Consider the following 13,128-nt stretch of genomic DNA (forward strand, 5'->3'; position numbering starts at 1 on the left):
AATAATGCCGGCGAATTATTTACATGGTGTCGAAACCATAATCATTGAAAAAGGCCCGCGTCCTATCACAGGTGTTAAAACCGCAGTGATCGGCCTTGTGGGAACTGCCCCGATGCTTGATGTTGCAAATGTAGACCGGACTATAAACGAACCAGTCGTTGTTCGAAATCCGGTTGATGCCGCAAAGTTTTTCGGCACGAATCGAACAGGCTTTACCATTCCGGCAGCACTTGACGCGATATTTGATCAAGGGAATGGTCCTATCTGTATCGTCATCAATACGATCGATCCGGAAAGTGATGTTTCTGCGGTTACTGCCGAAGAAAAAACCTTTTCTGCTGATGAAATCCTGACTCTTGACCACCCGCAGGTGTCGAGTGTGGTTGTTAAAAATGATGCTGGGAGCACAACATATGTCGCTGGTGATGATTACACGGTGGATGAGGCGAACGGTAAAATCACTCGAATTTCTACAGGGGCAATTGCATCGGGGGCAAGCGTGAAGGTGAATTACTCGTGGCTTGATCCATCGAAAATAACCGCCTCTGACATTATCGGTGAGGTCGATGTCGATGGAAACCGTTCCGGGCTACAAGCTCTCATTGATACCTACAACCTTTTCGGTTATGTGGCTAAGATGATTATTGCCCCTGGCTACTGCACACAGAATGCCGTAGCTGTGGAGATGCTTGTCGTAGCTGATAAGCTCCGGGCAATGGCGCTTATTGACGCACCCATCGGGACGACGGTTGCAGAGGCAATCACGGGGCGCGGGAATTCCGGATCTATCAACTTCAATACATCGAACAAGCGGGCCATACTTTGTTTCCCACACGTCAAACGGTACGATACAGCGACGAATACGGAGGTTCTCGAACCGCTTTCGCAGCGTCTTGCTGGCGTTATTGCTGCAAAAGATGTCGAGAAAGGGTATTGGTGGAGTCCGTCGAATACGGAGATCAAAGGCATTGTCGGTATGGAAACACCGATTACTGCCTTGATCAACGACAGCACAACGGAGGCAAACGCATTAAACGAGGTCGGCATAGTGACGCTGTTCAACTCGTTCGGATCGGGTATTCGTACCTGGGGCAACCGGTCCGCTGCTTTTCCGACCAATACTTCGCCTGAGAACTTCATTAACGTTCAGAGGACGGCGGATATTTTGCATGAGTCACTTGAGTATTCGATGCTGCAGTTCCTGGACAGGCCTATCAACCTGGCTCTTATTGATAGCATTCGAGAAAGTGTGAACGGTTTTATGCGAACATTGATTCAGCGCGGAGCGCTGATCGACGGCATGTGTGTCTTTGATCCGGCGAAGAATTCTGAAACCGAGCTTGCTGCCGGGCACTTGACGTTTGATCTTGAGTTTATGCCGCCGACACCAGCGGAGCGGATCACGTTTGAATCTTATATCAACATCGAGCTTTTGAAAGCTCTACTGCAATAAAGGGGGATAAAACATAATGCCACAGCAGATTGAAATAAAACGCCTGACGAACGCGAATGTGTATATCGACGGGAACAGCCTGCTCGGGAAAGTTGACGAGTGCAAGTTGCCGGAGGTCAACGTATCCATGTCTGAACATAAAGCCCTCGGTATGCAGGGAAAACTTGAGTTTCCGTCCGGCATCGATAAAATGGAGGCCACTTTTAAGTGGAACTCGCTTTATCCCGATGTTCTGACGAAGATCGCGAACCCGTTTAAAGCTGCCGAAATGCAGGTTCGGGGGGCGCTGGCGACATACGGCAATGCCGGTCGCACGGATGAGGTTCCTGTTGTAGTTTATTTGACCGGCTCGTTTAAAAAATTCCCGATGGGCGGGTTTAAGCAGAGCGATAACGTCGAAGCAGAGACGGCAATGAGTGTCACTTACTGCAAGATGGAGATTGACGGGCAGGTAATACTCGAAGTAGACGCTTTGGCAAATATTTACAAAATCGGGGAGGTTGACCTTCTCGAGGCATACAAAAAAGCAATCGGAGGCTAACGGATGAAAATTACAAAGGTGGAATCAAATTTCTTGCAGTTTAAAGAAGTTGAGGTTAGAGAAGCGACGGTCGGGGATTTGATTCAAGCTCAGAGGGTGACAGGAAAAGCCGAAGGGGTTGAGTTCGTTGCTGCTCTGCTTTCCCAGGTCGCAACGTTCGATGGCAAAAAACTACCTGCAGAAGAGCTACATAAACTCTCTGCTACAGATATGGTGGAATTGGGAAACGCTGTGGCCCCATCGGCGGTGGATGGGGACAAGCAGTAATGGCTTTGACTCGTCACGGCGGTATGTCTTTCAGTGAAGTGAAAGCCATGTCGCCGAATGAGGCTTTTTTCTGGCTTGAAAATCTGCGGGAATCATTACAGCGCGAAGCGGATCAATCACAATCGCAGTAAATCACATCTATTATCTCCATGGCCGAGAATATGAAAATAAGCATGGTCATGTCCCTTGTGGACAGGATCAGCGGTCCGATAAAAAAGGTTACCAATTCGGTCAGTAATGTCGGTGAAGCTACCGACAAAGTTACTCGTAAATTCACCCGCCTGAGAAACGAAGTTGATAAGTTTGCTCGACAGGCTAAATGGCTTGATGGTGTTGGAAAGCCGATGATGGCTTTCGGCGCTGTTAGTGCTGCTGGAATTACTGCGACTGTTGCTAAATATGCCACTCTCGAGGAAGCACAGAAGCGGTTGAAAATCCAGCTCATGGATAGCACAGGCAAGGTTGGGGAAGACTATGAAAAATTAACCCGCCTTGCTGAACGTCTCGGCACAGAGCTTCCCGGATCAACAAAGGATATGGTCGAAATGTTCACAGCTTTGCGTGAACAGGGGATTCAGACAAAGATGATCCTTAACGGATACGGTGAAGCGGCTGCAAAGTTTTCCGTTTTAATGAAGGTTCCTTTCGCTGAAGCGGCAACTTATGTTGCGAAGTTCGCTGAAGCGATGGGCATTGCTGATACTGATACCGAGGCTTTCATGGATACATTGCAGCGCCTTAAAGGTGCTGGCGGTGTTGAGGTTGAGGATTTATTCGAATCATTTAAGTACATGGGAGCCTCACTGAAAGCTCTACGTGTACAAGGAGTGAAAGCGGGTGAAGATGTAAGCGCAGCAATCGGCCTGATGGCAATGTCGTCTATTGAGGGCTCAACGGCAGGGACGAGCCTCGCTATGGCGCTTTCCCGTATGGCTGAGGTCGAAACTCGTCTCGGGACAGGTAAAGTGAAAAAGCTGGTTGCTCCGATTCTCGATGCAAAAGGAATTGATCTTAACTTTTTTGATGCGAAAGGTGATTTTGTTGGGATTCGGGGAATGATAAAAGAGCTTGAAAAGCTACGCTCTTTAACTTCTCAGGAACAATTACTTGTCCTTACAAAACTTTTTGGGCAAGAAGCTGCTCGCCCTCTCTCCGTTTTTGTGAATAAAGGGGTTGAAGGATTCGACGAAATGCTTGACCGCATGGAGAAGCAGGCAAGCATGCAGCAAAAGATCGACGAGATAATGTCCGGGACAAAGGAAAAATGGGGCACTTTGTCCGGGACGCTTGAGAATCTTGTCTCTAACATCGGTGGGATGTTTGCAAAGCTGGTTGATCTTCCGAGCATTTTGGAAAAGATCAATGGTATTGTCGGTAAAATGAACGATTGGGTTTTGGCAAACCCGAAAACAGCGGGGGCGATTGGTGGTGTTATTGTTTCACTGACAACATTTGCTCTTGTTGGTGGCGGTGTTTTGATGACCATTTCGGCCATTGGTGCGGCTATAGGTCCTTTCTTAGGAGGTTTAGCAGCACTGGCGAAAGTCATTGGTATTGTGACAACGGCTATCAGGGTCTTATCGCTTGCGGTTTTGACAAATCCGATCGGGATAGCAATCACGGCAATTGCAACAGCAGCCTTCTTGATCTATAAGTATTGGGGGCCAATAACTGCTTTTTTCAAGCGGATATGGAAATCGGTTGTTGATCTTGCTGGTAAGATGCGGGATGCAGGAGCAAATCTGATTAAATCGCTGTGGGAAGGTATCAAAAGCCTGGCCATGAAACCCGTTGAAGCGATCAAGAGCATCGCAAATAGAATCAGAAACCATTTGCCTTTCAGCCCCGCAAAGGAAGGGCCACTTCGTGACATCAACCGGATCCGGATTGTTGAAACCATCGCCGATACGATAAAGCCTGATCCAATGGTTCATGCCATGCGTCGTGCAACGGCAGCGACAATGGTGGCGGTTGCAACTCTTCCAGGCGGTACGGCGATGGGAGGAGAAGCAGGAGCGACAATCAACTTCGCTCCTGTTATCAATCTTGCCCCTGGGACTTCTGCAGAAGTCCGTCAACAAGTCGATCAAGCGCTCGCGAAATCACAGGTGGATTTTGAGCGGATGTTCGATCAGATGATGCAGCAGAAGCAGCGGAGGGCGTACTGATATGTTTATAATGCTCGGTGCTGTCGGTTATGCACGACTTGAAAGTCCAACCACATACGAGATCGAGAAAAAAGCGGACTATGCGGAAATGCAGGTCACTGAAGGAAAACCACTGTTGCAATATATGGGGCAGGGGCTTGATAAACTCGATCTAAGTTTTTCCTTCCATGTCAGCTTTACCGACCCGCAAGCAGCTTGGACAAAGCTTGTTGACATGATAAACGCTCACAAGGCGTTTACCGTGACGATGGGGAACGGGCAGGTGATAGGCACGTTTGTGCTGTCCGGGCTGAAGAGAACAACAGCGGTAACGGCAAAAGATGGAACGTTACAGGCGATATACTGTAAGGTGAAATTGAACGAGTGGGCCGAACCCGACCTGCTTGAAGGAAGGAGGGCAGAGAAAAAAAGTGAAGCCAAAGCAGTAAGTGAAGCAAATCAGCAAAAACCGAACTCGAAACGAGTGGTCGTGCCGATAAAAACGCATACTGGTGATTTTTACGCGGTCGATAAAAAATCAATCGTGAGGCAATGAAGGTCATTGAGCACATCACGAAAGATGGCGACCGCTGGGACTTGCTCGCGTGGGAGTATTACGGTGATCCAACAGCGTATGAGAATATCATTGTTGCCAACCCTGATGTGACGATGACTCCGGTTTTGCCTTCCGGAATCAAGCTGCTTATACCTGTTCAAGAAAAAGCTGAAAACGAAGCAACGGAAAGCCTACCCCCATGGAAGAGATAAAAGTAAGGCAACCGGGCTGGATACTCGAGTACGAGGGTAAGGACATAACGAAAGATGTCTCTCCTTATATCCTGAACATTACTTACAGCGATGTTTTAAAAGGTGAGGCCGATCATCTTGATATACGTCTCGAAGACCGGAACCATCAGTGGAAAAACGGTTGGTGGCCTCAGAAGGGGGATAATGTGCGGTTAGCTATTGGCTATAACGATGAGGCGCTTGTAAACTGCGGAGTCTTCCAGGTTGATGAAGTCGAGCTAAGCGGACCACCGGACACAGTAAATCTCAGGGCGTTATCCGCGGGAGTGAAAGAAGCATTACGTACAGAGAACACGGCTGCTTATGAAAACAAAACACTGCAGGAGATTGCAGAAGAAATTGCCGGGAAACACGGGCTGACTCTGATCGGAGATGTGTCTGAAGAAAAAGCGAAGCGCAGGCCGAGGAGAATCACACAGCGGAATGAGCACGATTTGACGTTCCTACGGCGTTTGGGTGAATCTGAAGGTGTGATTTTTACCGTCAAAGACGAGCAGCTCGTTTGGCATGATATGTCCCTGCTCGATTCAAAAGAGATCATGATGACAATCAACCGCATGTTGGATACGTCATCTTACCGGTTCCGGTCAAAAACGGATCTTATTTACAAAGCATGTGAGGTCTGGTATCATGATCCGCAGACAAAAAAGGTCATTACTCACATACAACAAGCTGAAGGAGTGACGACGGGCGACACACTGAAGCTTTACGATAGATGCGAGAGCAAGGCTGACGCAATCGTCAAAGCGAAAGCGGCATTGAGAAACAGGAACGGATCGCAGATTGAAGGAACAGTTTCTATGCCGGGGGCACCCCGTTTGGCTGCTGGCGGTAATGTCGTGATGGTTGGTTTCGGTGTGCTCGACGGAACGTATCAGGTCGTCAAAGCGCGGCACTCGATGACACGAGGCGGTGGGTATACAACCGACATCGATATACAAACAACGACTGCAAATAACAAGAATCTGCAAGCATGAAGATAGGGCTCGTTATCGCGACCGATGCGAAACAATGCAGGGTTCGGGTGAAATTTCCTGAACGTGACGGAATAGTATCATACTGGTTGCCTGTCATGCAGAAAAAAACACTGCAAGATAAGGCATACTGGATGCCGGACTTGCAGGAACATGTTGTCTGCTTGATGGATGAGCATGACGAGTTCGGAGTTGTCCTCGGGGCAATATACAGCGATGCCGATACACCACCGGTCAACAGCCAGGATAAATATCACATCGCATTTGAAGACGGGACATCTATTGAGTACGATCGGTCAGAGCACAAGCTGACGGCAGCCGTGCAGGGAGATATTGAGGTGACGGCGACCGGCAAAATTGATATTGAGGCCGGCGGAGATATAGCGATAACCAGCGGGACACACATTCAGATGACGGCCCCGCGAATTGATATGAACTGATGCCTGGTGTATCGAGGGTTGGAGTAGACACAGCAGGAGGAACGATTATCGAAGCACTCGCCCCGAGTGTTTTTATCAACAGCGCGTACGTTGCTGTTCTTGGCTGCGCTGTACAGGGGCATGGATTACCCCCGCATGACTCGCCGGTCATGGCAGAAAGCAGTTCAACGGTATTTGCTGAGAGTATCGGCGTTTGTCGGCAAGGCGATAAAGCGTCATGTGGTCACCCCGCGACCGGTTCCGGCGACGTGTTTGCCGGTGGTTAATTTCCCAACAGGAAAAAAAACAGGTTTTGTCATAAGATGCAGATATGGCAGAACTGATCCACAACATAACCGCTACTGATTGGAGCCCCCGGCTTGGCGAAATCGGGGAGATTGTCGAGGATTTGGACGACATCAATCAGTGCATCAGTGTTATTCTCAACACTCAGAAAGGGAGCCGAACACACGAGCCGCTGTTCGGCACAGATTTGTGGAAGTATATCGATCACCCTGTCAACGAGGCAATCCCGAACATCATCCGAGAAGCCGTCGATGCAATCAACATCTGGGAAATCCGGATCAAGGTTGTCAAGGTTGTGCCGGTGGTAGAGGGAGCGCATGTAACATTACAAATCGAATGGACATTGAGCGAAAGCGATACAGTCTATCAAACTGAGGTTGTCGTATATGGCACTGCCTGAACCATCCTTTATAACTCGTGACCCGAAAGCGATTACCAGCGAGATGATCGCCAGCTATGAGGCTACGACAGGGAAGGTGCTGCAACCGGCGCAGGTTGAACGTCTCCTTATCGATTTGATTGCGTACCGCGAAAGCCTTATCCGGATCGGAATACAGGAAGCAGCGAAACAGTGCCTTGTTGAATATGCCGTGTACCCGATGCTCGACTATCTTGGTGAGCTAGTCGGGGTGACCAGGTTGGCGGCTCAGCCGTCAGCCTGCGAAATTCGTTTTCATCTTGTCGGGGTGAAACTCTTCAGTGTTGTTGTTCCAGCGGGAACTCGTGTTGAGTCAGGGAGCGGGGGTGTAGTCTTCGAAACGAGAGACAATCTCGTTATCGAGGGCGGTGAAACATACGGTGATGTATCGGCGGTATGTCAAACGGCAGGGGTACTCGGGAATGGATACGCTGTCGGTGTTGTAAACAGCTTGCTCGATGTTGTTGAGCACATCGAGAGCGTAACGAATACCACACCGACCAGTGGTGGTAGTGATCAGGAAAGTGATAGCGCGATGCGGGCGCGGGTCAAGTTGGCTCCTGAGCAGTTTACGAACGCGGGAAGCTATGGCGCTTATCGGTATCACGCTGTATCTGCTCATCAAGATATTGTTGACGTAGCGGTAATGTCTCCAACTCCCGGGACGGTCAATATTTATCCACTCACAAAAACAGGCAATCCACCGCAAGCGATACTTGACGCGGTGCAAAAAGCGACTGCAGCAGAAACCGTTCGCCCGTTGTGTGATGCTGTGCAGGTGTTGCCTCCAACCCGTAAAGATTTTGCTCTATCAGCCCAGGTTGAGCTGTACACATGGGCCGATGGCGCAGCGGTACAAGAGAATATCGAGGCTCAGTTGATGGCGTATGTAACTGAGCTTCGGGCAACGCTTGGGCGTGATGTTGTAGAAACACAGATTATCGCGGTTGTAAATGGGGTTTATGGTGTCTACAAGACAACTCTTGTAACACCAAGCGCGGATGTTGTCAATGCGGAAAATGAGTGGTCGAACTGTACAGGTATCACCGTAACCGTTACCGGGTATAACGATGGCTGATAACAGATTGGTTCCGGAGGGTATAAAAGACAGCAGTAACGATGCGCTCAATGAGTTGATCGACCGTATAGGGCAAATCGATCTTACCCCGTTATTGGTGTACATCATCGACAATGTTGATGCTTCTGCCTTACGGCATTTGATCGAGCAGTTTCACGTTGCCGGAAACGAGGGTGGTCGGCTTGCTGAGAACGAGACGCTGAAGCGTGCGCTCTTAAAGCGGGCGATTGATATACACAGGATGAAGGGAACCCCTGAAGGACTCCGGCAGGCGCTTACGGAAATCGGGTTTGGGGGTAAAGAGACCTTGTATTTGACGGATCAGTTCGACCAGGACATCTACGATAGATACGGACGACTGGTTTACAGTTGGGAAGAAGAGAACTTGACGATTATCGAACGGTCAGGTGATATACACTATAACGGCGATGTGAAGTATGACGGTCTTTACAATTACGCCTCGATTGGCGGATGGGCCGAGTACACTCTTGTTGTACTTCGGCCAATAACAAATGATCAAGCGGGATTGATACAAGCGTTCTGCCGAGAATTTGCCCCGGCCCGATGTCATCTGCGAGCCATTAACTGGACGCGGGCGGTATTACGGTACAATGCCGAGGCGAACTATGACGGAATTTATAACCATGGAACAGCATAATTATGGCCAATCTATTACCAGTAAGTACATATGGCAATGTTTACCAGATCGAGACATCCGACCCAGTTCTTGGCGGACCGGGCGGTATCGCAAACCGTCAGCCACAGCAGCTTGCGAACCGGGATGAATGGTTGAAAAATCAAATCGTGGAGTTACAAAACGATCCTGTTTTGTCTGCATTGGCGACGCTGATTGTCAATGCAGCAGGGAAGATGATTTATTCGACAGGAACGAACACTTTTGCTTTATCGACTATAACAGCCTTCGCCCGTACTTTGCTCGACGATGCGAACGCATCGTCGGCATTATCGACGCTTGGTGTCTCCGGGTTTATCAAGACGTTACTGGTTGCTGCGGATGCAGCAACAGCACGCGGCACATTGGGGATCGATACAGCAATAAGTAATGCGATTGCTGCATTGGTTGACAGTTCGCCAGAAGCGCTGAATACGCTCGATGAGCTGGCTGCTGCTCTCGGTGATGATCCGAATTTTGCAACGACAATAACGAATGCGCTGGCTGCGAAAGCTCCGCTTGCATCTCCTGCATTTACCAACAATCCGACTGCTCCTACACAGGCGTCCGGTAACAATTCAACGAGGCTTGCAACGACCGAGTTTGTACAAGCAGCGTTGACGGCTCTTGGGGCGGTTATGCTTACGGGCAATCAGATAATCGCCGGTGTGAAAACGTTTAATAGCTCTCCGATTGTCCCGGATGGTACCGCGAGCGGGCAGCCGGTGCACTTTGGCCAGTTTCAGGCATCAATGGATGATAATGGTTACCTGAAATTACCAGGCGGTCTAATTTTTCAGTGGGGTTCTGTCGCAATTGCCGATGGCAATGGTAGTCGGACAATAAATGTGATTTTTCCTCAACCGTTTCCGAATGCGTGTCTGCATGTATATCCGGCAATATATGGCGACCAGCAGTCAGCAGAAGATTCAATTACAGCACACAGCAAAACAGCAGCTGGGGTAACGCTTACGGCAATCGTTACAGGGGTAGCGAAGACGGCGGAATATTTTGCAATCGGTAAATGATTTTCAGGTTCGACAACACGGTAATATCTGCACAGGAATTTGTGACGGAAAACGGATAACGTAAAAGAAAAGAAATATGGCAGGAGAATATGTGACAAAATATTCAGCTCATCCGATGGCATCGCTCGGTGATGTCGCAGAATATACGGAGCTCGATACAGGCACATCCGCTGTTACTCACGCTCTGACTGGTAAACGGCGTGTCAAGGTGATGGCAGGCAATTATGATGTTCGGTTACGTGCTTTGGTTTCGGGAGATGCAGAGCCGTGTACAGAACAAAATGCACAGCAGCGAGTAAGCAGCGGGAGCTATGAATATTTCGGTCTTCCGGAGGGTGCAACGGATTTATCACTGTTGGCTTTAGGAGTAGGCAAAACAATAATCATTGAATACTGATGATAGGGCAAATCGGGAAATTAGGTGGAGCTGATCTTACAGGGAGGCTTGTTATACGTGATCAATACAACCGTCCTCTTTTTTCCCGTTCAAGCGTAAAAATCAAAAGGAGATAGCACATGCCAACGAAAAGGTGGGGCAATCATGATTATGAAGTGATGACCGATTTCGCAGGTGAAAAACACCTGCTTGCTGATGACGGAGTAGACACAAAGGTTGCGCAAATCGATGCTATAATAGCAGACATCATTGATAGGTTAGGGTATCAGGTGTCGGAAGACTCGATTTTAAACACTGCCCTCGAGCGCCTGGGGTACAGCAACGAGTTCACCCCCGACCAGCTATGGGACGCGGTGTTCAGGGGCCGCACGGGTGTCGAGTGCATGTCTATTGACAGCATGTTCGACGAAGGCCGGCTCTACCAGGACGCCAACGGCACGACACCGGTCACCGGTGTTGAACAGCCGGTCGGCCTGATGCTCGACGGCAGCCAGCGCCTGCGGTTGGGCTCGGAGCTGGTGACGAACGGGGATTTTAGCGATGGCCTAACAGGATGGAGCACGGCGGGAACGGTAGAAAATGGGGCATTAACCGTCGACGCAATAGGAGCATCGATAAATATGTTCCAGCAAGAAATAAACGGCAGCGGCACACCGGTCGGTTCGCTGTACTGGCTGCAGTATGAAGTCGTCGAAAACTCATTGCAACCCGGCACAGGCTCTATGATGGCTGTTCACAATGATTCGGATTTCAAGCTATTGAGTGGCTCACAATTACCAAGCGCCGTTGGAACGCATCGTGTACTTGTGCAGCGAGTAACCGATACTGCAAGTATTTTACATGTTTTTTTGCATTCACAACAGGCATCGGGCTCGATAACCGTTGACAACATCTCACTGCGTGAAACGTATGGCAACCACCCCCACCAACTCACCGACATCAACCGACCGGTGTTGAGCGCACGGGTGAACGGGTTGAGAAGCACTGAAGATTTGAGCGCTGGAGGTTGGCAGGTTTTTAATAATGCGACAGTTACAGGGAAGAATACAATTAATTTACCTGAAGAACAGTCGAGAATAACCCATGCATGGGCCACTAATGCCCCAATTGGAGCTACGGCAAAAGGAAGCATCGTTTTGTCGGGCACAGGTACTGTTACAATGAAAGTGCTAAGACGTTTTACGGACGGTGGCACATATGAAGAAACAGATCGTGTCATCGACTTAACCACAACACCGACACGGTATACAGTCGAGCATACAATCCAATATGAAAATCAATCAGGATTTATACTTGAAATTATACGTAAAATCAATGATACAGCAACCGAGGTGACCGCGACAAAAGCTGACTTGCGCTACAGTAATGACGGCATTGACCTGCCGGCATACCAGCGAGTGGGAGACGTCGACGCAATACCGGACGATTACGATTGGCAGAACTTCCCGATGTACTTCGCCTTCAATGGAACGAACCAATACCTCAAAGTCACCGGCATGCAACCGGAAGTCGATGAAGTGTTTGTGAGCGCAGCCATGAGAACCTCATGTGCTGAGGAGCATAGAATATTGGCTGCTTATGGATGGATGTCACAGGGTAGTTTTCAGTTTTATTCGAGAATGCCTGGAGGCAATGGTTTTGCCAGTAAAGGAGACATTGGTCGGTATGCAATTGAATATGATACAGTATCTCCGTCATCAATGGTAATGACGGGCTTGGCAAAAATTTCAGACGATGTTGTGTTGCTGCGTATAAACGGTCAACAGCAAGTAGAGAACACAGATGATCAAGGTGTTGGTAATTATAATAACTATAAGCTTTACATAGGCTCAAGAAATGGAACGTCAATGTTCTACAATGGCCGCCTTTACGGCTTCCTGCTCGTCTTCGACAATCCCACGGACACCATCATCACGACAATAGAACGCGAACTCAACCGAAAAGCGAAAATCTATGCATGAACAACGATGTATAATCATACCCGTCCCGCAAGACGAAGTGGGACGGACATTGGCGAACCGGATGCCGAACGGCAAAGGAATGTTTGGAACCGGGCTGTCACCCGATGGCAGTGAACAGGCAACTCATTACGTCTCCGAAGGCATGTTACCACTGCCGGGGATGGCATCTTACTTCCCACTGCAGCACTGGGAGCAGGACGACGAAACCGGTGACTGGACTTTGCAGGCAAGCACGCCCGGCGATGCACAGCAGGTATATGACCGAATCGGCAGCCATCTCGATGAAGGGGAGACAATGCCATGCACCGTTGCCGACATCGAGGCGATGTTCACAGCTGCTGATGTGACAAAGCAGCCTGTGGCCGTCGCTATGCGGAGGCTGGGCCTGAAGCTGGTGCAACAACAGGAAGAGGAAGAAGGGGATGACCTCATAAAGTGACGGTCAAGGAAAAAGCAGAATGGAAAAGCCAGAACTGTTCGGATTGATCATCAGCGGGATCGCGGGAATCATCACGAGCCTGCTCCACGCGCTGAAAAAAGGGGTGCAGCACAACTGGAAGAAAGTGTTGCTGCATTTCGGGCTCGGATTCTGTTCGCTCTACATCGCCTATCTGGTCGGAGAGACCATGACGCTCGACAGCACGACGATACTGGTCGTC

Annotated in this window: 18 protein-coding genes; all 18 read left to right on the forward strand. The window is 49.3% G+C overall.

Annotation, left to right across the window (positions count from 1 at the left end; translation table 11 throughout):
• Positions 1-4: 4 nt before the first annotated feature.
• Positions 5-1,453, forward strand: a complete 1,449-nt coding sequence (locus QZ209_RS12300; protein ID WP_294348484.1) for a phage tail sheath subtilisin-like domain-containing protein — start codon at positions 5-7, stop codon at positions 1,451-1,453.
• Between the two features lie 16 nt (positions 1,454-1,469).
• Complete coding sequence (locus QZ209_RS12305) at positions 1,470-1,994, forward strand: phage major tail tube protein (protein ID WP_294348487.1); 525 nt, start codon at positions 1,470-1,472, stop codon at positions 1,992-1,994.
• Between the two features lie 3 nt (positions 1,995-1,997).
• Positions 1,998-2,261: a phage tail assembly protein gene (locus QZ209_RS12310; RefSeq protein WP_294348490.1), complete on the forward strand. Its 264-nt coding sequence runs from the start codon at positions 1,998-2,000 to the stop codon at positions 2,259-2,261.
• A complete protein-coding gene (locus QZ209_RS12315; protein WP_294348492.1) occupies positions 2,261-2,392 on the forward strand; it encodes a hypothetical protein in 132 nt (43 codons plus the stop codon). The genes QZ209_RS12310 and QZ209_RS12315 overlap by 1 nt, the downstream gene beginning before the upstream one ends.
• Before the next feature lie 18 nt (positions 2,393-2,410).
• Complete coding sequence (locus QZ209_RS12320) at positions 2,411-4,429, forward strand: phage tail tape measure protein (RefSeq protein ID WP_294348495.1); 2,019 nt, start codon at positions 2,411-2,413, stop codon at positions 4,427-4,429.
• A 1-nt stretch (position 4,430) separates the two neighbouring features.
• The gene (locus tag QZ209_RS12325; protein ID WP_294348497.1) at positions 4,431-4,964 is read left to right on the forward strand and encodes a phage tail protein; all 534 of its coding nucleotides are present in this window, start codon (positions 4,431-4,433) and stop codon (positions 4,962-4,964) included.
• On the forward strand, positions 4,961-5,176 hold the full coding sequence (locus QZ209_RS12330) for a tail protein X (protein WP_294348500.1): 216 nt from the start codon (positions 4,961-4,963) through the stop codon (positions 5,174-5,176). The genes QZ209_RS12325 and QZ209_RS12330 overlap by 4 nt, the downstream gene beginning before the upstream one ends.
• The gene (locus tag QZ209_RS12335) at positions 5,164-6,192 is read left to right on the forward strand and encodes a contractile injection system protein, VgrG/Pvc8 family (RefSeq protein WP_294348502.1); all 1,029 of its coding nucleotides are present in this window, start codon (positions 5,164-5,166) and stop codon (positions 6,190-6,192) included. Before QZ209_RS12330 ends, QZ209_RS12335 begins: the two co-directional genes overlap by 13 nt.
• On the forward strand, positions 6,189-6,629 hold the full coding sequence (locus QZ209_RS12340) for a phage baseplate assembly protein V (RefSeq protein WP_294348505.1): 441 nt from the start codon (positions 6,189-6,191) through the stop codon (positions 6,627-6,629). The genes QZ209_RS12335 and QZ209_RS12340 overlap by 4 nt, the downstream gene beginning before the upstream one ends.
• Complete coding sequence (locus QZ209_RS12345) at positions 6,629-6,895, forward strand: PAAR domain-containing protein (RefSeq protein ID WP_294348507.1); 267 nt, start codon at positions 6,629-6,631, stop codon at positions 6,893-6,895. Before QZ209_RS12340 ends, QZ209_RS12345 begins: the two co-directional genes overlap by 1 nt.
• Positions 6,896-6,939: 44 nt before the next feature.
• Positions 6,940-7,314, forward strand: coding sequence for a GPW/gp25 family protein (locus tag QZ209_RS12350; protein WP_294348510.1), 375 nt, complete (start codon positions 6,940-6,942; stop codon positions 7,312-7,314).
• Positions 7,301-8,410: a baseplate J/gp47 family protein gene (locus QZ209_RS12355; protein ID WP_294348513.1), complete on the forward strand. Its 1,110-nt coding sequence runs from the start codon at positions 7,301-7,303 to the stop codon at positions 8,408-8,410. Before QZ209_RS12350 ends, QZ209_RS12355 begins: the two co-directional genes overlap by 14 nt.
• On the forward strand, positions 8,403-9,068 hold the full coding sequence (locus tag QZ209_RS12360; protein WP_294348516.1) for a phage tail protein: 666 nt from the start codon (positions 8,403-8,405) through the stop codon (positions 9,066-9,068). Before QZ209_RS12355 ends, QZ209_RS12360 begins: the two co-directional genes overlap by 8 nt.
• A gap of 2 nt (positions 9,069-9,070) precedes the next feature.
• On the forward strand, positions 9,071-10,111 hold the full coding sequence (locus QZ209_RS12365) for a hypothetical protein (RefSeq protein WP_294348520.1): 1,041 nt from the start codon (positions 9,071-9,073) through the stop codon (positions 10,109-10,111).
• Between the two features lie 76 nt (positions 10,112-10,187).
• Positions 10,188-10,508: a hypothetical protein gene (locus tag QZ209_RS12370; protein ID WP_294348522.1), complete on the forward strand. Its 321-nt coding sequence runs from the start codon at positions 10,188-10,190 to the stop codon at positions 10,506-10,508.
• Between the two features lie 119 nt (positions 10,509-10,627).
• The gene (locus tag QZ209_RS12375) at positions 10,628-12,469 is read left to right on the forward strand and encodes a hypothetical protein (RefSeq protein ID WP_294348526.1); all 1,842 of its coding nucleotides are present in this window, start codon (positions 10,628-10,630) and stop codon (positions 12,467-12,469) included.
• On the forward strand, positions 12,462-12,908 hold the full coding sequence (locus QZ209_RS12380) for a hypothetical protein (protein ID WP_294348529.1): 447 nt from the start codon (positions 12,462-12,464) through the stop codon (positions 12,906-12,908). The genes QZ209_RS12375 and QZ209_RS12380 overlap by 8 nt, the downstream gene beginning before the upstream one ends.
• A 19-nt stretch (positions 12,909-12,927) precedes the next feature.
• Positions 12,928-13,128, forward strand: a 201-nt coding sequence (locus QZ209_RS12385) for a hypothetical protein (RefSeq protein ID WP_294348531.1), incomplete at its 3' end; no start/stop codon positions are given.

This window comes from Prosthecochloris sp. (genome assembly GCA_015482705.2).
Classification (GTDB): Bacteria; Bacteroidota; Chlorobiia; order Chlorobiales; family Chlorobiaceae; genus Prosthecochloris.